Genomic DNA, 25,347 nt, shown 5'->3' with positions numbered 1-25,347 from the left:
CTTCACCGGTTTTCCGGGAAGCAGTTTTTTCAATGTAGCTATTTAGTGATTCGTTGGCTTAGCCGCCGGTTCCAGCTTGAGAATCTGCAGGTGCATCTGTCCCTCCAGTATCCCCACTTGTTCCGCTGTCCGGAGTTACAACCTCGCCTGGCGTTGTTACGGCCCCATCATCGGGACTTTCACCGGTACCCCCGGGCTCTGTTGTCCCCTGACCAGGTGGGGTCGTGTTTTCTCCCCCAGGTTGACCGTTTCCTTGGCCGGCTCCACCGTTATTACCGTTATTGCCATTGTTGCCGTTATTACCATTACCATTTCCGTTGTTGCCATTTTCATTTCCATTACCGTTATTACCGTTCGAGTTGCCATTATCCGGTGAACCATTGTCCGGATTCTCCGTACCTGGCTGCTCAGGATCTATCTCTGTTCCTGGGTCTATACCAGGATCAGGTTCTTCCGGCGGCATTTCCTCCGCTTCAATCATCAAGGAAATAGTGTTGGAAGGATCGGTCTCAAGTCCTGATGCCAAGTCGTAAGCTGTCACATAGTACTCATAGGTTAGACCAGGCAACGCACTTAAATCTTGTGCATTGGTCGCTCCTATTGCATCAATGAGATGAGTGAACTGGGCTTCCGATGTTTCTTTCCGATAAATCCGATATTGCGTACTCGCGTCACCCGTTCCAGTCCAACTCAGGGAGACGGTTTGTGCATTTGGATCGTATGATCCACTCAGCCCACTAACAGACAGAGCCGGCTTTTCTGGTTCTTCTACTGGCGGAGGTGCCTGCCCTCCAGCTGGTGCTTTGAATTGCTTCACAGGAACGCCTTTCAAAGCATCTCCCATGACTTTGGCAAAGAAAGCTGCTGACAGCTTACTGCTGTTCTTAAGCATATGATTGGCATCCGGATTGTCATAGCCCATCCAAACTGCGGCAGTCCATTCCGGTGTGTATCCAACAAACCATACATCACGGTTGGCACTGTTGCCAGAGATACCACTTTGAACTGTTCCTGTTTTACCCGCTACCGGACGATCCAGACGCGCTGAACGACCTGTACCGTCATTAACAACGTTCTGCAGCATCTGTGTAAGCTGATACGCATTTTGTTCGCTCATGACACGCGTTGTGTCCGAGTTATCGTGTTTGTACGTGGTTTTGCCCGCGCTATCCTTAATTTCCTTAATCGAATAGGCTTGTTGGTATTCTCCGAGGTTGGCAAATGCACTATAGGCTTGCGCCATTTCCAGTGTATTTGTACCTTTACTTAGACCACCGAGGGCAATCGCCAAGTTTTTGTCTTCATCTGTCAGCTGTATACCTACACTCTTGGCAAAATTAATGCCTGTGTTAACGCCTATTTTATCAAGCAGCCAAACCGCAGGAATATTTTCCGACTTCGTAATGGCATCTGTCATACTGATTGTTGAAGAATATCCATGCAAGTTACCAGGACAGTAGTTACCAAAACATTGCTTCGCATTACTTAGCGACGAATTGGCACTGTAATTTCCTGATTCAAGCGCCGGTGCATAAGACACAATCGGTTTAAAAGCTGAACCTGGTTGTCTTCTACTCTGCGTTACACGGCTATAACCTTTAGTCTGATAATCCCGTCCACCCAGGAGGGCAACGAGGCTACCATTCTCATGGTTCATGATAACCATGGAGCCCTGGACCTGTTGATCGTCTTTACTTGCCTCGAACAAACTATCATCTGTGAAGGCAGTTTCCATGGCTGTTTGAGCCTGAGCATCCATGGTTGTATAGATTTTGTATCCACCGATATTCAGATCATCTTCCGTTTTGCCTGTTACTCGTTCAGCTTCACGGAGCACATAATCTATAAAACCTTGATACTTCCTGTCTTTCTCTGGTCGTTTGTAGTTATAGTTAATCTCTTTTGCTTCGTCCATCTCCGCCTTGGTAATGTAGCCTTGTTCATACATCAGCTGCAATACCACACCTCGACGTGCTTTTGAGTCGTTTGGATTGCTCACCGGATTATAGGCAGAAGGCCCTTTCGGCATAGCTGCCAATGTAGCAATTTGCCACAACTTCAACCTCTTGAGATCAGTAACTCCAAAGTAAAATTCTGATGCTGCTTTAATCCCGTAACGCTGATGACCGAAGAAAATACGGTTTAGGTACATCGTCAGGATTTCGTCTTTTGTGTACTTGCGCTCTAATGCCATGGCAATCGATACTTCCGTTGCTTTACGGAAGAACGTTTTGTCACGGGACAAGAACATGTTTTTGGCAAGCTGTTGGGTTAGTGTACTACCACCCTCCACCATGGAACGAGCCATGACGTCCTTAACCGCCGCACGCCCTATGGACCAGATATCCACGCCCTGATGATCGTAGAATCGTTTATCCTCCGTTGCAACAAAGGCTTGCTTCACCAGTTCTGGAATATCATCTTCTTTAACGGGTTCCAGCTTCTGAATGGATAGCTCCCCCATTAATTGGCCATTGCGATCATATACTTTTGAAGTTTCATTAATTGTGGTTTTGTCCTTGTTGGCTTTGAGCAGATTCTCACCACTCACCATAATAAATAGATATCCGCCAAGTGCACAGAATATGGCGATTGCCATTGTGAAAAACAGTGTCCATCCAACGCGTTTACCCGTAATTTTTTTCTTTTTAGAGGTCTTTGGCTTCGCTTTTTTGGATGACTTGTTATTGTTGTTGCGATTGTTAGACCTCGACAACGGATCGTTTGGCATGTTAACCTCCTGACTCCCTTTCGGTTGCATAATTTCTATTCGTCTTTAGGCTCAGGCATATATTAAACATAATTTGCCCGGAATGAAAAGAACAACCCTTTATTCAGGTTGCTCTGTTTCAATACCTATACTTGTAGACGAAATGGTTGGTGAAAAGGTTTCGTAATTTTTTTAAGCTTCGCCGCTGTTATCTTGCTGCATCAGCGATACGCTGCGTTGCGGCGTGAACGTGGAGATGGCATGCTTGTAGACCATTTGCTGGCGTCCGTCGCTGTCAATGACGATCGTAAAATTGTCAAATGCCTTGATCGTCCCGCGGATTTGGAAGCCGTTGGTCAGATAGACCGTAGCAGGAATATTTTCTTTCCGCAGTTGGTTCAAGAACGTATCTTGGATGTTGATGGACTTGTTCATTAGCCGTACCCCCATTGGTTCATTTGAATTCGTGTTCAAGTAATATTCAATATCGCTGAGTAGCTTTCGTGCTATTATATCATGAACAGTTTCATATAATCCACAAAAACCCCTTGTCTGTTATTTTACCCCCATTCTTGACGAGGTGAACAAATAGAAGACTTATCCATTATACACCGCTTGTCTGTTTTGCAAAAGAGGGACAAAATCTTCATTTTAAAGCACACTTATTCGTTGTTTGGAGAACTATTAATCTCTATCATCTGTTTTAGTGATAATTAAAAACCTCTACCCTTTTGATGACTAAAAGGTAGAGGTTTACATATCTTGATCTAATCGATGCCCGTCAGAAGAATACTAGTAATCGCTCAAATCAATCAAATTTTTGTGTAATCAATTCACTTATCTGCTTGTATTTCCCTTCAAAATCCTGGGTATCCGTCATGTCCACCCATTCAATATCCTTCATATGGCGGAACCAGGAAAGCTGCCGTTTGGCAAACCGACGCGTATCCCTCTTCAACCACTCCACCGCAGCTTCCCAACTCACTTCCCCTTGCAGGAACGCTGCAATCTCCTTATACCCCAGTCCTTGCATGGAAATATGACCTCTGGCCACTCCTCGTTCCAACAAAGATTTCACTTCATCTACCAGACCTTGTTCGATCATCAGATCAATCCGTTCTTCTACCCGGGCATACAACTTCTGGCGATCCATTGTCAAACCAACAATAAGAAGGTCATAAGGTGACTCTTTCTTCTGTACTGCCAGCTGATCAGACCACTTCTCGCCTGTGAGATGATGGATCTCAAGCGCACGCACAATTCGCCTTTGGTCATTCGGATGCAGACGATCCGCACTGACCGGATCAACTTCCCTCAATCGATCATGAAGGGCCTGAGCTCCATTTAGCTCAGCGTAGCTGAATTGTTCCTCCCTGAACGCTTCATCCGAACCACTATCGGAAAATTGGAAGCCGTAACATACCGATTCCACATACAGACCGGTGCCACCTACGATAAAAGGCATTTTACCACGTTCATGGATTTCACTAATTAATCGTGTGCAACTCTCCTGAAACTCGGCAACAGAGTATGGGTACTCTGGTTCATGAATATCAATGAGATGATGAGGTACACCCTTCATTTCTTCAGAGGTAATCTTGGCTGTTCCGATATCCATTTCACGATATACCTGCATCGAATCCCCTGAGATAATCTCACAATTGAAAGCTTGGGCAAGCTCGATGCTCATTCTTGTTTTGCCTACTGCTGTTGGTCCAACCAGCACAAGCAGTTTGGGTTTTGGTTTAACTTCCACGTTCAACATTAATCACTCCGTACAGGGTTTTTGCATTCGCCCGATCAAGTATTTCAAATCCGAGCCTTTCAAACTCCGCGCTGCCGCGCTTTTCTTTCATCACTACCCTTTTACGGGCGACCCGCCTCGCTTCCATAATGCTCTGTTCATCCAGTGCGTGAGCATTTGCATAATCTCGCAAGGGCTGTATAGCACTTGAATCCATCATCGGTTCACGGAACATGGGGTCAAAATATACGGTATCACAGCTTCGATCAGGCATGGACTTTAGTAACTCAAGATGATCCACATGCCGCAGATCTATGCGCCGGAAAGCCTCATCCACCAAGGGCTGATTGCTCTTATAATGAGACATGCCCTCCAGCAGCAGGGTATAGAGCGGTTGAGAACTTTCACAGGCGATGACTTGTCCACTCTTCCCAGCCGCAACCGAAAATACCAGCGCATCTGAACCAAGTCCAGCGGTACAATCAATAATGGTATCCCCTTCAAGTACCGCACCTGCTTCCAGCATGGGATCAGCTTCCCCTCTCAGAACACGTTTAGCGCGAACAAATCCCATACTGGGGTGAAATTCAAGCTCCGTTGCATCTTTGCGAAACAAGCGGGCTCTACCATTGAGTACCACTAGTATTTCATTGATACCATAATGTTCAATCAGTCTGGGTAAAGACGTTCTATTGCGCGGTACGTAGGTACCTCCTGTCGTTTCGGCGAGCTTACGCGCACGCTCCACCTGAGAGGCAATCTCCTTGTCACCGGTTGTAATGTACATAATGTCCCCCTAAATAGCTACATCACTCGTTTAAATAATTTTTCCAGATCATACGTTGAAAATGAAACCACAATCGGCCGCCCATGTGGACAAGTGTAGGGCTGACGACATGAACCCAGACGCTGAATTAGCACTTCCGCTTCCTGATCCGTGAGCTTCTGGTTGGCTTTGATGGACGCCTTGCAGGAGCACATAATGGATGCAGCTTCTCGCATCTTGGCTACATCTATGCTGCGTTCACTAAGAACCCATTCGGACATCTCTTCGATAATGTCTTTCTCATCCCCTTTGGGGAACCAGAACGGATGGGAACGCACACGGAACGTCTGTCCACCAAAATGCTCCAAAAATACACCTGCCTGCTCGAACCAGGCCAGCCTTGTTTTCAGCTTTTCCGTCTCCGAAGGTGTGAACTCCAGCGTAATAGGCAGCAGTAACTCTTGTGAGGCCTGGGCAGGATTTCCAAATTTCTCGTAATAGTACTCATAATTCACGCGTTCATGAGCGGCATGCTGATCAATCAAGTATAAACCTTGGTCATTTTGCGCGATCAAATACGTACCATGATGCTGTCCGATCAGACTCAGCTCCGGAAATGCAGGCATGGAAGCATCTGATTTAATGGCAGCAGCAAGTTTAGTAGCATCAGGCAGACCTGAAGTTTTCCACGTCCGTTCACTTCTCGCAATTGAAGACGGGTTATACGATGAACGAGCTTCCCTAACCGGTGAATATACGGAATCGGAGCGATAGGTAGCTGGTTTGCCTTCAGTCAGCGGTTTCTCTGTTGCTCCACGAGCTCCACCATCTTGAGAAGAGAAGTCAGGCTTTGGAGAAGCTTCGGAAGAACTTGTACTTACATCTTTAGTACCTTCCTGCATGTTAGCGGTTGTCTGCCCCCCATCATGACTTGTCCCCTTCTGCAAAATATCCCCGTTCCAACTTTCTAACTGCTCAGGGTGGTGTGTAACTTCAGGTGGAGCTTCGGGTAACGGCACTGTCTGTCCCCGTTCAGATCCTGGTTGTACTGCGGAGACATCCGCCGGAGCATCCAAATCCAGATCATCATCTTCCGTAGTCAACTTTAACAATGCCTTAGAAGGTTTCCCGAGTGGACCTTGTTGCCCATATCCTTCTGCATCAGATGCATCTTTCAGCGGACCACGTGGAAAGAGAAATTGTCCTGAATAAAGGAACTATCGTCTCCACGTCGAATCTGCTGTTTTTTGACCTGAGGAATCAATACCTCCTGCCGGAGTATCCCCCGCAACGTCGTTTCTATGAATTCATACAGTTCTGGTTCCTTGCTGAAGCGAACCTCCAACTTGGCCGGATGCACGTTCACATCCACAAGGGATGGATGCATCTCCAGTTGCACCACGACAAGTGGGAAACGGTTAATGGGCAGCAAGGTATGGTAGGCTTTGAGAATCGCCTGATTGAGACCGTAATTGCGAACAAATCGCCCATTAACAATGGTTGACATACCACCACGGTTCGCTCGTGTCCATTCTGGCAGGCTGATCAGCCCACTCACCCGGTAATCCAGACTTTCTCCCTGGATGGGAAGCATCGCTTTGGCAGCACTTGTACCATAGATCGCTGCAACCACTTGCAGCAGATCGCCGTTGCCCAACGTCTGAAGCAACACATTCTCATTATGGCGCAGTCTGAACGAAATGTTTGGATGAGACATCGCCATCCGGTAAAGGACATCTGATATATGTCCCAGTTCCGTCTGGATCGTTTTCATATATTTGAGTCTGGCTGGTGTATTGTAAAATAGTTCTTTCACTGCAAAATCTGTACCTTGGGGTGAGGTTGCATCTTCATGAGAGACAAGGTTCCCGCCTTCAATTACAATGCGGCGCCCCCGCCCGTCATTGTCACTTGCCGACAATACCTCTACCTTGGATACTGCGGCAATACTCGCCAGGGCTTCTCCACGGAATCCAAGACTTGTGATCTGGAACAGATCTCGGCCATGGGCTATTTTGCTGGTCGCATGACGATAAAAGGCAGTTTCCATATCCTCTGGCTCGATACCTGACCCATTGTCTTTGACACGAATACTGAGGAGTCCGCCCTCTTCCACTGTTACTTCAATCTTGGTGGCGCCTGCATCCACCGAGTTTTCGAGCAACTCTTTGACAACTGAAGCAGGCCGTTCAACCACTTCACCCGCCGCGATCTGGTTGGCAATATGTTCATCTAGCACATGTATTTTCGCCACAGGTTTTCCCCTCCCTTATACTCAGGATAATTGCTGTGCCTTCAATTTGAGATCATTCAATATCTGCATCGCCTGAAGAGGCGTCATATTCATGACATCGATATCTTTCATCGTACGGATGAATTCTCGTGCTGGTTTATCCACCGCAACTACATCCGGTTTCGTTGCCACATTCGGCTCTTCATCCCCAAAGATGGACAGTTGAACCACATCCGAATGGCTTGCACTGGACTGTACTTTGCTGTTTGATTTCTTGGTATGTTGCTTCCCGGCCGACTCTTCAATAGAAGGTGTGTACTCTGCACTCTCCACAATCTCGTGTTCCCGGATCAATGGTGCTGAATCCGTGTGCTGGAATTCTCCACCTTTTAATTTCAAGCCTGCTTCCTGCTTCTCGTTTCCGATATATTCACTACCCACCGCTACTTGCGCAGCCGCATGTTCGAATCCATGCAACAGTCCATTCGCCCGTTCAATAATGCTATCAGGCAGACCTGCAAGGCGTGCACAATAGATACCATAACTGCTGCTGGCTGCCCCGGCAATCAATTTGCGCAGGAAATTAACTTTGTCACCACTCTCCTGTACCGCCATCGAGTAGTTGGCCAGCTTGTCCAGACTCTCCTCCAGATGAGCAAGCTCATGGAAATGAGTTGATACAAGGGCTTTACAGCCAATGATATCATGTACATATTCAATAACAGACTGAGCAATGGCCATACCTTCGCTGGTCGACGTTCCCCGTCCCAATTCATCGATAATAATCAGACTGCGTGGTGTGGCTTTGTCCGTCATGACCTGAATGTCGGCCATCTCCACCATGAATGTGCTTTGTCCACCAATGAGATCATCCGCGGCACCGATCCGTGTGAAAATGCGATCCATGATCGGCACTTCCGCCTGACCCGCAGGCACAAAACAACCTACTTGCGCCAAAATGGAGATTAAAGCGACCTGTCGCATATACGTACTCTTACCAGCCATGTTCGGACCCGTAATCAGCAGAATACGTGCCTCTTCCTTGGTCATTGCTGTGTGATTGGCAATAAATGCACCATCTCGCATGACCGCCTCAACGACCGGATGGCGTCCTTCTTCCACAACCAGATCATAACCGTCGGTCAACGTAGGCCGTACAAAGTTTCGCTCAGCACTAATCACCGCAAAAGATTGATACACATCAATTTCCGCTACCAGTTCAGCCAGTTTTTGCAGTCTTGCGATCTCTTGGTTCAGCCGCTCGCGCAGCTCTGCGAACAGCCCATACTCAATATCAACCATTTTGTCCTGAGCTTCCAGAATCAGCGTCTCTTTTTCCTTCAACTCCGGCGTGATGTAACGTTCTGCATTGGCAAGTGTCTGTTTACGTTCATAACGTCCCTCTGGCAACGCGGACAGATTGGACTTGGTGATCTCGATATAATAACCAAATACTTTGTTATATCCAATTTTCAGCGATCGAATGCCTGTCGCCTCACGCTCTCTCGCTTCCAGCTCGGCAATCCACTGTTTCCCGTTAACCGAAGCCTCACGCAATTCATCCAGACGTTCATGGTACCCTTCACGAATCAGACCTCCATCCCTTACCGATACCGGCGGTTCGTCCACAATGGCTTGCCCGATGGCTTCACGCAGATCATTGCAATCATCCATCGTTTCGGCAATATGTTGCAATGTTGCGGAAGATGATCCTGCGCAATGCTGACGAAGTCCTGGAATTTTCTCCAGCGATGACTTGAGCGCATTCAGGTCACGACCATTGGCATTACCAAACGCAATCCGGCCTACCAAGCGCTCCAGATCATAGATGTCTTTGAGTTCTGCCCGCAGGTCCTCACGCAATATAAACTGGTTGTACAGCGTATCCACTGCTTCAAGACGCTCATTAATCTTCCCTTTTTGCAATAATGGCTTATCGACCCAGCGACGTAGCATTCTTGCACCCATGGACGTCTCGGTCCGATCAAGCAACCAGAGTAATGAACCTTTTTTGGAGCGTTCACGCACGGTTTCCACCAATTCCAGATTCCGGCGGGTAAACGGGTCCAAGATCATGTAATGATCGGGCTCATACGTTGAGATTTGAGTTAATTGTCCCAGAGAACGTTTCTGAGTCTCACTCAGATAGGAGAAAAGACGTGCAATACACGCTTGACGTTCAGGCTCTAATCTTGCCCACACACCCTCGCCAAACTGCTGACGGACCAGATCTTCCTTATTCTTTGTCCACGCCGTGTAGACCACCGGGCGACCGATTGGAGATGCCTCGGCTTCTACCGTTTCAAGCAGTGTTGCATCCCCCACCAGCTCCGATGGTTCGTAGATGCCGATTTCATCTTTAAGCCATTCCTTGGAATAGGGCACCGATGTCACATACAACTCCCCCGTTGACAGATCACAGGCCGCGAGCGCGAGCGTATTTTGATTACCTGTAAGACAAACCATGTAGTTGTTGGACTTGTCCCCTAGTGTTTTGCCTTCCATTACCGTTCCGGGTGTAACCACACGAACAATTTCACGTCGTACCATGCCCTTGGTTACACTTGCATCCTCCATCTGTTCACATATCGCAACTTTATATCCTTTTTCAATCAGACGCTGTATGTAATTGTCAGCCGAATGATAAGGTACACCGCACATCGGAATTTTGTCATCCGTACCTCCGTTACGTGCGGTCAGTGTGATCTCAAGTTCACGAGCAGCATTAATCGCATCCTCGAAGAACATTTCATAGAAGTCACCCAGTCTAAAAAATAGAAAAGCATCTTGTGCTTCGGCCTTCACTTGCAAATATTGTTGAATCATTGGCGTATACTGAGCCATGATGAATATCCTCCATCCCGTTCCTATAATGTCAGGAAGAAACGCGCCCTGGAAGGACAATAAGACGGTCAGGCACCGTGTTTGCGCCTCCGCCTTATGTGTTGGCTAATCGCCACTTCCTTCAAGGGTTGCTGCTCCATATCTTCCGTAGCTCTCACTTATAAAAGACTTGTTTCTTATTATATCAAAAAAACGTCCGTACTTCATGAACCTGCCCGAATATTCCAGAGTTTACGGATATCTCGGCTCTCATCCCAGGTTCTTCCCAGTTTTAATTGAAGAATTAACGGAGACGCATACCGTTCATAACGTGCATATCCATCCAACCTCTTCAGATCATCTACGAGGGCTGGAATGTGTTCCTTGATCACTTCGCGCTTTCCTTCATAAAAAGCGGTATGAACCTCAGCTTTTGCCAACGGACGCTGCCGTAATTGAGTATATCCGCTGGCGATCAGACCTGCCAAGGCCACAACACCTTTCGCAACAAGGGGTGACACAAGAAAGCTGGGTAACGTACGATACTCAAACCCACCATAGGATTTAAGGCGAAAATCACCAAGTGCTCCATAACGGGGTCGTCTTCCCGATCCACGGGGGTCCTGAAGAAATGCCAGTGGCAATGCCAGATAATTGTCCAGTGCACGAAGCAGTTCCCCGGTAAGATTCACGCCGCTAAAATGAATATGTCCGCCAAGAGGTAAACCCCGCTGTGGCATCCCTCCTGCCTGCCAGATGAGCGAGTGGTCACTGATGCTGCGGGAAGCTGCTGCGAATGCCCTCATCAGATGAGCCAGCAGTTCTCGTGGTTCGGAGCTGGGAGCGGGTCTCAGTTCGGCAACCGGATATATCCGCCGTCCACCAATCGTCACGGAATCACAGCCTGCCATTCCGGTACGTTCAAGAAATCTGGAGGCGGGTACGATTTTGGATTCCGGCATCTGCACCAGAAGAAACTCCGGGTCCATGCCGAGTATTGGAGTGGGTCTGTGACTCACTTCCTCATCCAGCAGTTCCTGATGCTGCTTCCAGCTTTCCCTATAGGTAGCAGCAAGGTTGGTCACCCCTTTCCAGGGACCCGGATCGATCGAAATCACTGCACATCCGCCGTTCCCTGAGGATTCCATTCGAACAGCTCCATGATCCAGTCCTAGCGTATACAGCGTTTTGATCGCAAGTCGTTCTACGCGCTTGAACAAGGTTGAACTCGCTTCACGCTCCAACAGCGTTTCCTGTGCTCCTCCCATGCCACTCGTATCCTTGCGTTTGATCCGGATCGCCTGCAGACAACTTATCTCTACGTCATAGCGTACACGCAAGCCTGGTTCACGTTTGCGCCGATCGTGCAGTGACAATACTTCAATGCCTGCCTGTTTCAAACGTTCTGCACGTTCTCCTGAAGTCATCCTTTCATATCTGCGCAGCGCTTCCTCCGCTTGTTCCATCACATTCATTACGTCCCCCCTCCCGGATCATGCAACTAAAATAAAAATAACCCCGCAATGCGGAGCCTTCCCGTGAAAGGTATTCCAGGCACATTGCGAGGCTCGTTACCACCCATTTTTCAATATTTAAGAAGAAAGAGGGCTTACGCCCTCTTCACCGCGCCTTCTGGCGCATATGATACCTTAGGTTATCAAAAACAGGCGTCAAACTCACAGTTCATCGTCGAGCAGATCGGGATCAAGATCGTCATAATCTCCATCGCCACTGCCAAAGTCATAGTCCTTGTCTTCGTAATCACCGCAACCATCTGTGCAGACCTTCACACAAACTTTGGTTTCGGCGACGAGTTCCACAGCGAATTCCCGTTCAACCCGGATAATTACACTGCTTCCACCTGCTGATACTGTGGCTTCCACACAGCTGGGTTCCTGCGTTGCATCCGCAGATACCTCCACTGTGGAAGTCCGGTGTTTCGGGTCCAGATAGGACAATGGCACATGTTCTACATACGAGACCGTTTCTTTGGCTACATCCGTCTGCGAATTCTTGTCGTAGGAATACCAAATGTTGATATCGTAAGTACCAATAACTTCAATTCCGTCACCCGCTGATACGGCTTCATATTGGTGGTTGATAATCCAAGCCCCCAAAATACTTGTCGGACCATTTGGCGGAGTCACGGTATGTGTTACGGTAGAGAACTTACGACCCTTGCCGCAGATCGCCTTCGTGATAATCTCTCTACATTGATGTTTATGACTCAATGACATCTTTAAACCTCCTCCATACAATCATTCACTACAAGTGTATGCAGGGCATTCGTCTAGGGTGACAACTATTTTCTATTATTCGTTTGTAGATTGGGACCGGTCTGATATTGGGGACGGTGCTTTGTCCTTCTTCGCGACTTTCAGATACAGCGCGAGTTCACGGCACAACTGGAGAATTGCGGAACGAATCTCGAATTCTTCCCTTGTATCCGGCAGCTCCATACGTTTGAATTCTTCTTGCACATTCGCAAGAAGTTTTTCAGTTCGTCCGGTGTAGGATTCAGTAAGTACATCCTGACTGAGCTGATCGAACAGCTCCGACACCATTTCCGCATGTGGCATCTTCTGATAGATCTGGGACACCAGATGCATCATGTGCTGGATGGAGTCGAGCTGCGTTTTGCGCATATAAAAGTAGACGCTCCATTCCTCATTCGGATGAATCACCTGATTTTCCAGAGAACGCTTGGCTGCATCAATACCGCCCAGAATCGCTTTATCTGCTTCAATCAGTTCTCTACCCGCCCATGCTTCATTGGGATTACGCAGCGTCGCCGCGAATTCTTTGAAAATCTTCGAAAAGAGTTCATCAATTCGTTTGCGAATGCGCAGCATCTGTGGATCCGCTGCCGGCATATAGGCCAGGTTCACCGCCATTGCAGAACCAAGACCAATCAGTAACAAAGCAATTTGTACGAGGACAACATTCACGTCCATCTCTCCGCCGCTGAACACCCGAAACACAACGACTGAACCTGTTACAATACCTTCCTTGAAGCCCACCCGGACAATAACCGGGAATGCAATCAATATGTATACGGCCAACACCCAATAATGGAAGCCTAGAAAGTGAAAAAGTACACTTGCAAATAAAAGTCCAACTACTGAAGCAAAGAACCTCGCCGATATGGTGCGAATACTTCGTTTTCTCGTTACATCCACCCCAAGAATAGCAAGCAATCCCGCAGATGTTGGTCCTGGCAAGCCGCACCAGTCCGCAATCAGCACGGCCATTAGTGCGGCGATTGCGGTTTTAATTACCCTAAAACCCATTTAACATTCCATCTCCTCTAAGCTGCAAAAAAATTCTTAGCCAGCTCGTCGCCTCATTCATTTATCATGACTAGTATGTCTCATCCAAATGTAAACTAGACGACATCAACCGACATGCGCATGCATGCCGGTCACAGCAACACGCCCCGAATGAGGGACGCTGGCAAGTTAGATCGTTGCGACAGAACCTCAAGGCCCTCTTCTCCAATCATCGCATTCATTCCGGATCTGCGCGGAATATTCATACTAAATATGGTACTTGATTTTACGGTATCGGGCAACGTGACACCCCTTGTGAAATTGTATACATATCATACCCGGTCACATTACGAGTAAAACCCTTCCGAATCACCTGCGGCCAGCCAGCATTTTGCGTTCTGCATAGACAACAAGTTGGTACATGGCTGTTGCAACTGCAGCAATAATTAACAGACTTGATAATACAAGTGTGAAGTTGAATACTTGGAATCCGTAGATAATCAGATAACCGAGCCCTTGTTTGGCGACCAGAAACTCACCCACAATTACACCCACCCAGGCCATGCCCACGTTTACTTTCAAAGTGGACACAATCGCCGGAAAAGAAGCAGGCAATACAACTTTCGTAAAAATTTCGGAACGATCTCCACCAAACGTACGAATGACTTTAATATAATTGGGATCCACTTCATTGAAGCTGTTATACACGACCAGTGTCGTAATAATGACCGTGATGGACAATGTTGTCATAACAATGGCTGTAAAACCAGCGCCAAACATAACAATAAAGATCGGGCCAAGCGCTACCTTTGGCATACTGTTGAACACAACCATATAGGGGTCCAGCACCTTGGACAAAAAAGGAGACCACCAAATTAAAACCGCAAGCAAGGTTCCAACGAGTGTTCCCAGTAAAAAACCAACTGCTGTTTCCCCCACGGTTACCCCAACATGTGCCCACAACTCGCCACTAGCGATGTCCTTGCCGATCTGGGCAAAAATCTTACTCGGATAACTGAATAACAGTACATCAATCCAACGGAGTCTGCCTGCCACTTCCCATAACAAAAACATACATACCAGCATGGATAATTGTACGGCAAGCACTTGATGTCGCCATCTGGCCATCTGCTGAATATGGTTCCGATGCAGTTGCCCCATCCATTCGTCACGCTTTTCCTGCTTCGGATTCGTTTGATTCACGCGTCTTTCTCACCTCCCCCGGACTGATCCAGTTCACTCCATAACGCCTGAAACAACGCATTGAATCCTTCTTGCTCCCTGGCATGGAAGGGCTGAGCCTTCCGAATTCCATCGGGGATGATAAACTCACGACGGATGCGGCCGGGATTACGATCAAGCACAATGACGCGGTCACTGACCGCTATGGCTTCAGACAAATCATGGGTGACGAGTACAGAGGTTTTTCCAAATTGTTTTAACGTGTCCGAGACCAGATCCTCCAATTGCAGCTTGGTTTGATAATCGAGTGCTGAGAATGGTTCATCCAACAATAAAATTCCTGGGTCTGTCGCCAGCGTGCGCACCAGGGCTACTCGCTGTCTCATGCCTCCTGAAAGCTCTGAAGGGTACTGATTCTCCGTTCCGGCCAAGCCCATACTTACCAGTAGTTCCCGTACACGCTCACGACTCCGTTCATCCAGTCTGCCTGTCAGTTCAAGACCGATCAATGCATTATCCAGAATGGTCCGCCATGGAAACAGATAGTCCTGTTGAAGCATATAACCAATCTGTGCTGAGGGGCCGCCAACGAGTTTGCCTTTAACCTTAACTTCTCCTCGCGTGGGTGTGAGCAGCCCGGCGATGATCGACAACAATGTTGTTTTACCGCATCCACTCGGTCCAACCAGACTGACGAACTCTCCTTTTTGGATCTCCAGACTCAAGTCCTCAATCACCAAGGAAGCTTCCCGCTCGCTGACGTATACTTGAGAGATCCCCTCCAGTCGGATCACACTTTCGGATTCAGGCATTCTGCTCACTTCCTTTCCTGAATACCCATTACTTTGATTTCGTAACTTCTTCCGCATAGGCATTATCCACAATGGCGTTCAAATCCACGCGTTCTTTCAGCTCGCCGGCGGCACTCATGACATCAAGCAGATTGTTCCACTCTTCCTCATCAATGATCGGGTCCGTTGCATAGCTGCCCTGTTCCTTATAACGGTTTACACTACTGATCAAAATGGCTGAATCGATGTCTTTGAAAAAAGGAGAAATGACCTCCGCAATCTCTTCAGCACTGTGGGAATCTACCCATGCCTGCGCTTTGTGCAGACCATTCGTAAATTTCTGTACGATATCCTTATTGTCATTCAGATAACTCTGTTTCGTCATGAAGACGGTATAAGGCAGACGACCACTTTCTGTTCCAAACGATGCAACAACCTTGCCCCGATCTTCTTGTTCAAAGATGGATGCCTGGGGCTCAAACAGTTGAACATAATCTCCCGTACCTGAGGCGAAAGCAGACGCAATGTTGGCAAAGTCCACATTTTGAATCAGCTCCAGATCACTTTGCGGATCAATGCCGTGTTTGTTCAGTGCGAACTCCCCTGCCATTTGCGGCATGCCGCCTTTGCGCTGACCGAGAAATGTGGAATCCCTCAGTTGCTCCCAATCGAAGCTACCTTCTGTGTTACGAGCGAACAGAAATGTACCATCCGTCTGGGTGAGCTGGGCAAAGTTAATGACCGGATCTTCCGCTCCCTGCTGATAGACGTATATGGACGTCTCCGCTCCTACCAGTGCGATATCCACTGAACCTGCGAGTAATGCCGCCATCGTTTTGTCACCGCCAGCAGTCGTCTGAATATCCACCTCAAGTCCCTGCTCTTCAAAAAAACCTTGAGCCACAGCCACATATTCCGGTGCGTAAAATACCGAACGAGTCACTTCGCCAATCGTAATCTTGGCCTCATTCTCTTCCTTATTACAGCTGGTGAGCGCCACAATGATAATCAGCAGAATAACGATGCCCCGGACGAACCATGGCGTGTATTTCATGTTGTTTCCCTCCTTCACTGGTTTCAGCAGTTTCTCTCTATTATGGATATGCCGATGCCCAACAAAAGGTTAAGAACTTAAATGCAAAAAAGAGCCGGGCAAGGATGCCCGACTCTTCAGCTCTTCGAAATGTTATTCAATATGTTATTTATGGGTTACCTACAGCTTGTAAATCTCGGCGTATTTGGCTTCCAGATAATCGGCCAGATAATCCGGGTTCAACTCTTCACCCGTTACGGCAACAATCAATTCGGAAGGTGTGCGACTTTTGCCATACCGATAGATCTTGTCTGTAAGCCATTCCTTAATTGGAATCAGATTACCTTCGGCAATAAGAGTATTAAACTCCGGCATTTCCTTGCGCAATGTATGTAGAATTTGAGCTGCATACATATTACCCAGAGAATACGAAGCAAAGTAACCAAAGTCACCACCAGACCAGTGAACATCCTGAAGAACGCCGTCTCCATCATTCGTTGGCATAATACCGAGGTATTCCTTGTATTTTGCATTCCAGGTATCCGGGAGGTCTTTCACTTCCAGACCATCGTTGAATAACATTTTCTCGATCTCATACCGGATAATAATATGCAGGTTATAGGTCAGTTCATCCGCTTCAATCCGAATGAGTGAACTCTCCACCCGATTGATTGCACGATAGAAATCTTCCAGTTCAACCTCGCTCAGTTGCGGGAAATGCTGCTGCAAATCTTTATAATAACGTGTCCAGAATGGCAGGCTGCGACCAATCATGTTTTCCCAAAGACGGGACTGTGACTCATGAATCCCCATGGACGTTCCTTCGGCAAGAAGGGTACCCGCCAGACTGTCATCAATATTTTGCTCGTACAGGGCATGTCCGCCCTCATGCAGTGAACTGAAGACTGCGCTTGCTACATCATCTTGCAGATAATGTGTTGTGATCCGCACATCACCCGGGTTAAGACCCGTTGCAAAAGGATGAACACTCTCGTCCAATCGTCCAGCTTCAAAGTCATAGCCCATTTGTTCCAAGATGAACAGACTGAATTTTTCCTGCTGTTCGGTGTCAAACAACTGATTCAGAAACTCTGTATTTGGCTTGTTTTCTGAAGCATTGATCTTCTCTTGCAAAGGTACCAAACGTGCTTTGAGGCGAGCGAACACAGCGTCCACTTTCTCAACCGTCAGATCTGGTTCATACATATCAAGCAACGTATCATAACGTGTATCCTTCACACCCCAATAATCAATAAACTCCTGTTTGAGCTTAACGATATCTGTCAGATATGGGGAGAATCCGGCAAAATCACTGTTATGCTTGGCATCTTCCCATGCCGTTTCTGACTTGGCCGTGAGCACGGTATATGCTTGCACTTTCTCAGGTGGTACAGACTGACTGCGATCATATTCTTTCTTGCAATCTTCAACCTGACGACGATCTATATCTTCGAGCTGTTCCAATACCGCTGGAGTCGTTAATGCATCCAGGTAAGTCTTCATGTCAGCCGAGGTTTGCAGCTTGAATGCTTCGGTGGACAACATACCCAGCGTCTCCGAACGTGTCGGAACGCCTTTTTTCGGCGCACCTGTGCGCAGATCCCAGTGAAGCAAACCAATGGCTTCATGATAGCTCTTAATTTTACGAGCCAGATTACGGAAGGATTCCAAATGTTCCTGTGTTTGTTTATCCATTGTTATCGTTCACCTCTTCAAAAAAAATGTTATACCCTATTGATGATACTTTTTGCATTGCGTATAATCAACTTTTAACAGATGAAAATTGCATTGTTCTCCTAAAGATACGTGTTCAAAAAGTCTGGTTTTCATTACCAAGAAGATAGAAATGGCGTTCAACTTCGATGCTGATGATGCCCTCAGGCATGATTTGTAATCAAAAGTGGACTTTTTGAACAACCTCTAAAGGGTTGGAGTAATGCCATCTGCTGACCGTGAAATACTATTAAAGCAAAGGCGCGTAGGACAAGCTGCATCATATGCAAGTGGCCGTGCTCGTCGTATTGGATAACAGGAGGCAATGGACATGAACAACATTCAAGAGATTTTGGCTTACAACAAATCATTTGTCGAGACCAAAGAATACGAAAAGTATACGGCTGGCAAGTTTCCAACCAAAAAGATGGTTATCATCACTTGTATGGATACACGTCTGGTGGAATTGCTGCCCAAGGCTATGAACTTGAAAAACGGTGATGTGAAAATCATCAAAAACGCAGGCGCAATTATCTCTCAGCCTTTCGGGAGTGTAATGCGTAGTGTACTTGTCGCCATCTATGAACTGGGTGCAGATGAAGTCCTGGTAGTGGGACATACGGAATGTGGTATGGCTTCCCTTCACGCTGAGACCATGATTGGACATATGGTAGAGCGTGGTGTATCGGAAGAAGTCATGACTACTCTGGAGAATTCGGGCATCCGTTTGCAAAAATGGTTGCGTGGGTTTGACAGCGTCGAAGAAGGGGTAAAACATACTGTGGAAGTGATCAAGAAGCATCCTTTACTTCCTCCCAATGTACCCGTCCACGGCATGGTTATCGATTCTGCCACAGGTGAGCTTGATCTTGTCGCTGAGGGGTATGGACAACAGGCATCTCTCTAAATGGTTTGGAGTGCGGACCTTATGGTTCGCACTTTTTTTGTCTAAATTAAGGCAGTTGTTCTGTCAGGTTGTCAAACCATACAGTTTCAGTGTACACTTTTTATGAAAGCGGTCAAAGAAAGTAAAAACGATTGTTCTCTCTGACCTAGCCCTAATATTAAGGAGACATGTGCATGAACATACTTTCCTACGGATTGCTCGGGCTTCTTACCCGCGAGGAGTCATCGGGCTATGATCTGATGCTGAAAATCCAGCCACATTGGCAAGCGAAACACAGCCAGATCTACCCACTCCTGTCCAAGATGGAAAACGATGAGTTATTGGCCTCCCGCTGGGTACAACAGTCTGACAAACCGGACAAGAAAATGTACGCAGTTACGGAAAAAGGCATTGAAAAGCTCTTGGAATGGATGATTACTCCTGTTACCGCACCGGTTACACGCGATGAATTTAATTTGCGTATTTTGTGTGTTGGCATAGCGGAAGACGGAAGCATGAGACGCATTCTGAATGAGCGTAAAAGCTGGTTCATGGAACGCATACGTTATTTCGAGGATCTGAAGTCACGTATACCTCAGGATAATCTTCGTGTAGGCAACCGAGATTTTGGAAGCTACATCCTGGTACAAAAAGGGTTAATGCACGCACAAACAGGCCTGGAATGGTGTCATTGGGTTACCCAATTGCTTGATGGCCAAGCTGCAATTCAAGACCCAAGTCCAAGCGTTTCAGAAATTTAATAAAATTTGAAACGTTCCTGCAAGTTGACCGTATTACATGAGTAAGGCCCATTTTTGGGCGATTCAAACAAATTAATCGGGGGGTTACGATCTTTACAATGAAGAAAAAATTTGGAGTTAAACATCTAATGATGGTATTTATGGCCTTTACATTATTGTTCGCAACAGTGGGAGTAACGAATCCGGATTCAGCGGATGCTAGACGTGGTGGCGGATTCAAATCCGGTACAAAAAGTTATACCAACACTCCTAAGAAATCCGACTCCAACAGCAACGTGAATCAATCCAATTCCGGTAATAACTCCGGTACTGGTGCAGCTGCAACCCGTGGTGGTGGATTCTTCGGCGGTGGCGGCGGATTCATGAAAGGCATGATGCTTGGTGGTCTTGCTGGTATGATGTTTGGCGGATTGTTCGGTGGCATGGGCGCTCTGGGTAACATCCTTGGATTGCTCGTGAACGTTGCAGCAATCATGTTGATTGTTATGCTGGCTATGGCACTCTTCAGAGCCATCTCCAATCGTCGTAAACCTGCAGCGGATGGTCGTTATGACCGTCGCAATGATCGTGATGATGACCGTAACAGAAACGGACGGTACTAATCTCTATGGTTCTGAGCATGGATGAAATTGTGAATGCAATCTGTATTCATATGGCAGAACGTAAGGGTGTACGTCCAACCGATGTGAACGTAGAACTGAGTTGGGAAGAAGATACCGGTTATTCCGCTGAAGTTTGGATCCAAGGCCGTAGTCAATATCTGGTGGAGTCCAATATGATTGAAGCGATTCTTCGCTACCTGCACAGTGAATACAACATCCGGGCGTACCGTGAGAACGTACGACTTGATCTGGATGAAGAGATCACAGCGATCGTTAATCAATAAAATAGGTCAATCACTGGCCTGATATACGAAAGACCGTCTCCGCTCTGTCGCCTGACAGAGCTGGAAGACGGTCTTTTTGTTTCTGTATTTGTAGCTTTATTTGTGTGTCTATTGTAGTCTCTATACGTTTTTGTGTTACGTTCTAATACTCAGACACTACGATTGAAGTTTAACCAAGCTGTAGTTCTTCTTACCTTTACGGATAATGATGAATTTACCGCCAATGGCATGCTCTGCCGACACCGTAAATTCAAGCTCCGTGATCTTCTCACCATTCATGGAAATCGCACCTTTGGTGACATCCTCACGCGCCTGGCGTTTGGATGGCTCCAGACCCAGATCTACGAGCCAGTCGACGATATTTTTCGCTTCGCCGTCCGTTTCAAATGTTGGCATTTCCTTGAAACCCTGCTCAATTTCATCTGCTGTCAGAGAACGGATATCACCACTGAACAGCGCCGCTGTAATACGCTTGGCCTGTTCGAGCATTTCTTCGCCGTGAACGAATTTTGTCATTTCTTCCGCGAGTGCTTTCTGTGCTTCACGTCTGTGCGGCTCTGTCTCTACCTTTTCAGCCAAAGCTTCAATTTCTTCTTTGCTCAGGAATGTAAAGTATTTCAAGTATTTAATGACATCCCGGTCATCTGTATTCGCCCAGAACTGGTAGAACTCAAATGGTGTCGTTTTGTTCGGATCAAGCCAGATTGCCCCGCCAGCTGTTTTACCAAATTTGGTACCGTCGGATTTGAGCATGAGCGGAATGGTCAGACCGTACGCCTTCGCTTCAGATCCTTCTTTTTTACGAATCAGATCAAGACCACTCGTGATATTCCCCCATTGATCCGAACCGCCGATTTGAAGCTGTACATCTTCGTTCTGGAACAGGTGCAGGTAGTCGAGTGATTGAAGGATCTGGTATGAAAACTCGGTGAACGAGATTCCGCCTTCCAGTCTGCTCGCAACGACATCCTTAGCAAGCATTGTGTTGAGGTTAAAGTTTTTGCCGTAGTCACGCAAGAATTCAATGACATTGATTTTGTGTGTCCAATCGTAGTTGTTCACCATGCGAACCTGATTATCACCGTCTGTTACGAACAACTTCTTCATCTGCGCTGTCAGTGCATCCACATTCTCCTGCACTTGCTCCATCGTTTGCAAAGAACGTTCTGCCTGACGACCACTTGGATCACCAATCGTACCTGTAGCTCCACCAATCAGAATGACCGGACGATGTCCTGCCAGTTGAAAACGTTTCAGCATCATGAATGGAATGAGATGTCCGATATGCATGCTATCACCCGTAGGGTCAACGCCGCAGTACAGTGAGACTGATTTGGTTTCAGTCAATTCACGCAGTCCCTCTGCATCCGTCTGCTGGTTAATGGCGTCACGCCACTGTAGTTCATCAATAATATTCATTTGTATAACCCCTTTTCTATCCTCAAGATTCAGTCATGATCTACGTTAAATTACGAAATTACACGCTGGAACGGCTTTTTGGGACACAAAAAAATCGCCTCCTTGTCTTCATTAGACACAGGGACGATTATCATAACCGTGGTACCACCCAAATTGCATGGACAACACGTAACCTTAACACGTTATCCATACCACTTTTGGCAATATATCGTTTGCCCATCCGCTTGGCATTACCCAAGTACTCCAGAGTGTAATTCGCAGCCCTTGTATGTATCAGGTTCCATCAACCCCTGACTTTCTGTAACAGGGACAAAGCCGCTACTGCGCTCTATCAACGTGATTCATGTATTCAATTTATAGCAAGTATAGCCGAACGTTTCAGTCATTGCAAGACCAAGTATGCAATCTTTGAACAGAACAACGGATGCACATTGGAAACCAGATTATATGATCATCATGTTCAATTTTCCGTGATAATAACCATAGGCTTTCTCCGCGATCTGATCCTCATTATTCCAAAATTGCTGATCCAGCTCATCTAACTGGCGTTCTTGTTCCTTTGTCAGTAATTTAGGAATGTCCCACAGTTCAGTAAGCCTTTCATCCTCTTTCAAGTGCTCGATACAGCCGTATGCTGACGTTATAATCTCCACGACTTGAGTCGCACCAATGATATGTAACGCCCGCAACGCGTAACGATATACCTCTTCCCCCCAGTTACAAAAAAACTGTATAAAACCGCCATTAAAGACATCCGCCTCTAACAGCCATAAAGCAGCAATGTCCTGCTCGTTCGAAGTCAACGATGCCCAGCCCTGTTCTGATTCATTCTTTTTTTCGACAAATAACACAGCATAGTCATACCATACGTCATTAATATCTTGCTCGCTTATTTAACACACCTCACTTTTCTTTATGTCATGCCCTCTAACTCCTGACGTTTACCCGTCTGATGCCAATGTAAATACGGAATACCGATCTGCTGGAAGGCTTCCAGAACACCCCTGTTCAGGTCCTTCATCACATCATTTGTATAGTTCAAATGCGTCTCTTTATTATCCACGCCATGTCGTTCCAACAATCCTACATGCGTCGCGGTGAAAATAATATCTTCCAGCAACCAATAGATGACTTCATCCGGCTGTTTCACCCGTTTCTCCAATGAGACGAGACCACGTTCGTATATTCGAACGATATACGTATATTCTCCACTCTCTACATAAGGCACACCATCCCATTTAAAGCTCTCAAACAAGCGGTTAACATAGTTCTGCATCTGTTCCCTAGGGAAAGATGTACGCTCTAAAAGCTGTAAAAGGATGTCTGCCAATTGTTGTTTGCTTAACATGTTGGACATGAATGCACCTGCCTCTGTAAAAGTAAATCTCTACTTCTCTAATTATTGCATGATAATCTCCGAATTCAATGCCCACGATGGATTTTAACATCGATGACAGAATGAAAAAATGAAAAGACTGCCCAAGGCAGCCTCTTCATTCCATACTGTTCAATCAAGTTCCACAAAAAGTCTGATACGAAGTATTGCACTGTGCTGGCAGTTCGGCATATTCAGCCTGCTCAGGTGAGTGCGCGAACGGGTCTGAAAGAACTGCCAAAAGCTTCTGCATCACGCTAAGATCTCCGTGGTTCTCCGCTTGCTCAAGGGCTTCCTCGACCCGATGATTTCGGGGAATTACGGCTGGATTGCTTGTTTTCATCAACTGTCGAGAGACTTCCTTCTCCTCTTGCTGTCTGTCCAATCTTGCTTGCCACCGTTCATTCCATTCAGCAAATTCTGGCGTGCCAAACAAAGCTGTCCCTTCCAACCTATCAAAGGTCAATGCCAGGAACGTATTGGTGTAATCTGCACTATGCTTCTCCATGAGTTCAAGAAGCTCCTTGATCAACGCTTCATCTTCGGCCTCTTCATCCAACAAGCCCAGTTTGGCACGCATTCCCTTGAGCCAATGATGATGGTACAATTCAGAAAATTGTGCGATAGCATCCTGAGCGACTTGCACCGCCTGTTCTTCATCTTCATGCAACAACGGCAGAAGCGTCTCGGCAAAACGAGCCAAATTCCACCCGGCAATATACGGTTGATTACCATAAGCATAGCGACCTTGCCTGTCAATGGAGCTGAAAACGGTTGAAGGATTGTAAGCATCCATAAAGGCGCACGGACCATAATCGATGGTCTCACCACTGATCGCCATGTTATCCGTGTTCATCACGCCATGAATGAAACCAACACGCTGCCATTGGGCAATGAGTGCCGCCTGCCGTTTAATTACTTCCTGAAGGAGCAAAAGATAGCGATTCTCAGCTTGAGCAACCTCAGGAAAATGTCGATGCAACGTATAATCAGCCAATGCCCGAAGATCGTCGATAGACCCCCATCTGGCTGCATACTGGAAGGTTGCTACCCGGATATGACTGGAAGCCACCCGGGTTAAAATGGCACCCGGCCGCTCTGTTTCGCGGATAATGTTCTCTCCTGTTGATACCACAGCCAGACTGCGTGTCGTTGGGATCCCCAGTGCATACATCGCTTCACTAATAATATACTCTCGCAACATGGGCCCTACAACAGCACGTCCATCTCCTCCACGAGAGTACGGTGTTCTCCCTGAACCTTTCAGCTGGATATCCACTCGCTCGCCCTGTGGCGTTATCTGTTCACCCAGCAGCAAAGCACGACCATCTCCAAGCATGTTAAAATTGCCGAATTGATGTCCTGCATAGGCCTGAGCCAAAGGCTCGGCTCCTTCCGGAATCGAATTACCTGCAAAAATTTGCGCCCCTTCATCACTGTCAAGAGACTCCACATTCAGTCCCAAGCTGGATGCAAGCAATCTATTGAAAATGATCAACTTTGGTGATTCAACAGGCACCGCGCCCTGACTTGTGAAAAAGGGTTGCGGTAACTGCGCATAACTATTCTCCAAGTTCCACCCTTTGTTCAACGTTTCTTGTTGCATGGTGACCACACTCCTTTTCTGTACCCAAGGGATATCCCCTGGTTATATTGTAGCCTTGTGAACCAATGCTCATTTATGTAGTCGCATGGAAATTCAAATCAAGAGGATGTTGACTTAAACGAACATATTAAATGTTCTTGATGAAACTTT

General features: G+C 46.9%; 20 protein-coding genes, 1 pseudogene and 1 other annotated feature. Of the genes and pseudogenes, 4 read left to right on the top strand and 17 right to left on the bottom strand.

Features of this window, described 5'->3' with window-relative positions:
• Positions 1 to 58: 58 nt before the first annotated feature.
• From FE296_RS24805 to FE296_RS24745, 13 genes and pseudogenes are all read right to left on the bottom strand, one after another.
• Positions 59 to 2,731, bottom strand: coding sequence for a PBP1A family penicillin-binding protein (locus FE296_RS24805; protein ID WP_124116377.1), 2,673 nt, complete (start codon positions 2,729 to 2,731; stop codon positions 59 to 61).
• 171 nt (positions 2,732 to 2,902) lie between these two features.
• The gene (gene hfq / locus FE296_RS24800) at positions 2,903 to 3,145 is read right to left on the bottom strand and encodes an RNA chaperone Hfq (RefSeq protein WP_017687918.1); all 243 of its coding nucleotides are present in this window, start codon (positions 3,143 to 3,145) and stop codon (positions 2,903 to 2,905) included.
• Between the two features lie 373 nt (positions 3,146 to 3,518).
• A complete protein-coding gene (miaA, locus tag FE296_RS24795; protein WP_223869025.1) occupies positions 3,519 to 4,475 on the bottom strand; it encodes a tRNA (adenosine(37)-N6)-dimethylallyltransferase MiaA in 957 nt (318 codons plus the stop codon).
• Entirely contained in the window at positions 4,456 to 5,241 is a 786-nt protein-coding gene (locus FE296_RS24790) for a class I SAM-dependent methyltransferase (protein ID WP_150366690.1), read from the bottom strand. The genes miaA and FE296_RS24790 overlap by 20 nt, the downstream gene beginning before the upstream one ends.
• Positions 5,242 to 5,258: 17 nt before the next feature.
• A pseudogene (gene mutL, locus FE296_RS24785) lies at positions 5,259 to 7,474 on the bottom strand (DNA mismatch repair endonuclease MutL).
• A gap of 21 nt (positions 7,475 to 7,495) precedes the next feature.
• Complete coding sequence (mutS, locus tag FE296_RS24780; protein WP_150366689.1) at positions 7,496 to 10,297, bottom strand: DNA mismatch repair protein MutS; 2,802 nt, start codon at positions 10,295 to 10,297, stop codon at positions 7,496 to 7,498.
• Positions 10,298 to 10,500: 203 nt separating this feature from the next.
• A complete protein-coding gene (locus FE296_RS24775) occupies positions 10,501 to 11,751 on the bottom strand; it encodes a putative amidoligase domain-containing protein (protein ID WP_223869024.1) in 1,251 nt (416 codons plus the stop codon).
• A gap of 201 nt (positions 11,752 to 11,952) precedes the next feature.
• A complete protein-coding gene (locus tag FE296_RS24770; RefSeq protein ID WP_062835006.1) occupies positions 11,953 to 12,513 on the bottom strand; it encodes an outer spore coat protein CotE in 561 nt (186 codons plus the stop codon).
• A gap of 75 nt (positions 12,514 to 12,588) precedes the next feature.
• Entirely contained in the window at positions 12,589 to 13,566 is a 978-nt protein-coding gene (locus FE296_RS24765) for an aromatic acid exporter family protein (RefSeq protein ID WP_124116373.1), read from the bottom strand.
• 348 nt (positions 13,567 to 13,914) lie between these two features.
• Positions 13,915 to 14,673, bottom strand: a complete 759-nt coding sequence (locus FE296_RS24760; RefSeq protein ID WP_223869124.1) for an ABC transporter permease — start codon at positions 14,671 to 14,673, stop codon at positions 13,915 to 13,917.
• Between the two features lie 71 nt (positions 14,674 to 14,744).
• Positions 14,745 to 15,539 (bottom strand): ABC transporter ATP-binding protein, encoded by a 795-nt coding sequence (locus tag FE296_RS24755; RefSeq protein ID WP_150366688.1) that lies wholly within the window; start codon positions 15,537 to 15,539, stop codon positions 14,745 to 14,747.
• Between the two features lie 28 nt (positions 15,540 to 15,567).
• Positions 15,568 to 16,572, bottom strand: coding sequence for an ABC transporter substrate-binding protein (locus tag FE296_RS24750; RefSeq protein WP_124116371.1), 1,005 nt, complete (start codon positions 16,570 to 16,572; stop codon positions 15,568 to 15,570).
• A gap of 159 nt (positions 16,573 to 16,731) precedes the next feature.
• Positions 16,732 to 18,246: a carboxypeptidase M32 gene (locus FE296_RS24745; RefSeq protein WP_150366687.1), complete on the bottom strand. Its 1,515-nt coding sequence runs from the start codon at positions 18,244 to 18,246 to the stop codon at positions 16,732 to 16,734.
• A 349-nt stretch (positions 18,247 to 18,595) separates the two neighbouring features.
• Here FE296_RS24745 and FE296_RS24740 point away from each other — a divergent pair, with 349 nt between their 5' ends.
• The 4 genes from FE296_RS24740 (at position 18,596) to FE296_RS24725 (ending at position 20,797) form a co-directional block, all read left to right on the top strand.
• Positions 18,596 to 19,171, top strand: a complete 576-nt coding sequence (locus tag FE296_RS24740; RefSeq protein WP_091011943.1) for a beta-class carbonic anhydrase — start codon at positions 18,596 to 18,598, stop codon at positions 19,169 to 19,171.
• A 173-nt stretch (positions 19,172 to 19,344) separates the two neighbouring features.
• Positions 19,345 to 19,911: a PadR family transcriptional regulator gene (locus FE296_RS24735; RefSeq protein ID WP_036613540.1), complete on the top strand. Its 567-nt coding sequence runs from the start codon at positions 19,345 to 19,347 to the stop codon at positions 19,909 to 19,911.
• Positions 19,912 to 20,009: 98 nt separating this feature from the next.
• Complete coding sequence (locus FE296_RS24730; protein ID WP_124116370.1) at positions 20,010 to 20,513, top strand: hypothetical protein; 504 nt, start codon at positions 20,010 to 20,012, stop codon at positions 20,511 to 20,513.
• 5 nt (positions 20,514 to 20,518) lie between these two features.
• Positions 20,519 to 20,797, top strand: coding sequence for a YxcD family protein (locus FE296_RS24725; protein ID WP_017687903.1), 279 nt, complete (start codon positions 20,519 to 20,521; stop codon positions 20,795 to 20,797).
• 156 nt (positions 20,798 to 20,953) lie between these two features.
• Here FE296_RS24725 and tyrS read toward each other — a convergent pair whose 3' ends face one another.
• The 4 genes from tyrS to FE296_RS24705 form a co-directional block, all read right to left on the bottom strand.
• Positions 20,954 to 22,216, bottom strand: a complete 1,263-nt coding sequence (gene tyrS, locus FE296_RS24720; protein WP_091011938.1) for a tyrosine--tRNA ligase — start codon at positions 22,214 to 22,216, stop codon at positions 20,954 to 20,956.
• Positions 22,217 to 22,332: 116 nt separating this feature from the next.
• Positions 22,333 to 22,560: a binding site (T-box leader), on the bottom strand.
• A gap of 99 nt (positions 22,561 to 22,659) precedes the next feature.
• Positions 22,660 to 23,067, bottom strand: coding sequence for a DMP19 family protein (locus FE296_RS24715; protein ID WP_317889428.1), 408 nt, complete (start codon positions 23,065 to 23,067; stop codon positions 22,660 to 22,662).
• Positions 23,068 to 23,129: 62 nt separating this feature from the next.
• Positions 23,130 to 23,573, bottom strand: a complete 444-nt coding sequence (locus FE296_RS24710; protein ID WP_150366685.1) for an Imm63 family immunity protein — start codon at positions 23,571 to 23,573, stop codon at positions 23,130 to 23,132.
• Positions 23,574 to 23,727: 154 nt separating this feature from the next.
• Positions 23,728 to 25,197 (bottom strand): protein adenylyltransferase SelO, encoded by a 1,470-nt coding sequence (locus tag FE296_RS24705; protein WP_150366684.1) that lies wholly within the window; start codon positions 25,195 to 25,197, stop codon positions 23,728 to 23,730.
• Between the last annotated feature and the right edge of the window lie 150 nt (positions 25,198 to 25,347).

Origin of the sequence: Paenibacillus sp. UASWS1643, from assembly GCF_008693195.1 — a bacterium.
GTDB classification, from domain to species: domain Bacteria; phylum Bacillota; class Bacilli; order Paenibacillales; family Paenibacillaceae; genus Paenibacillus; species Paenibacillus amylolyticus_B.
Note: the sequence above shows the minus strand (reverse complement) of the source record. Positions and strands in the feature narration are given on the sequence as shown.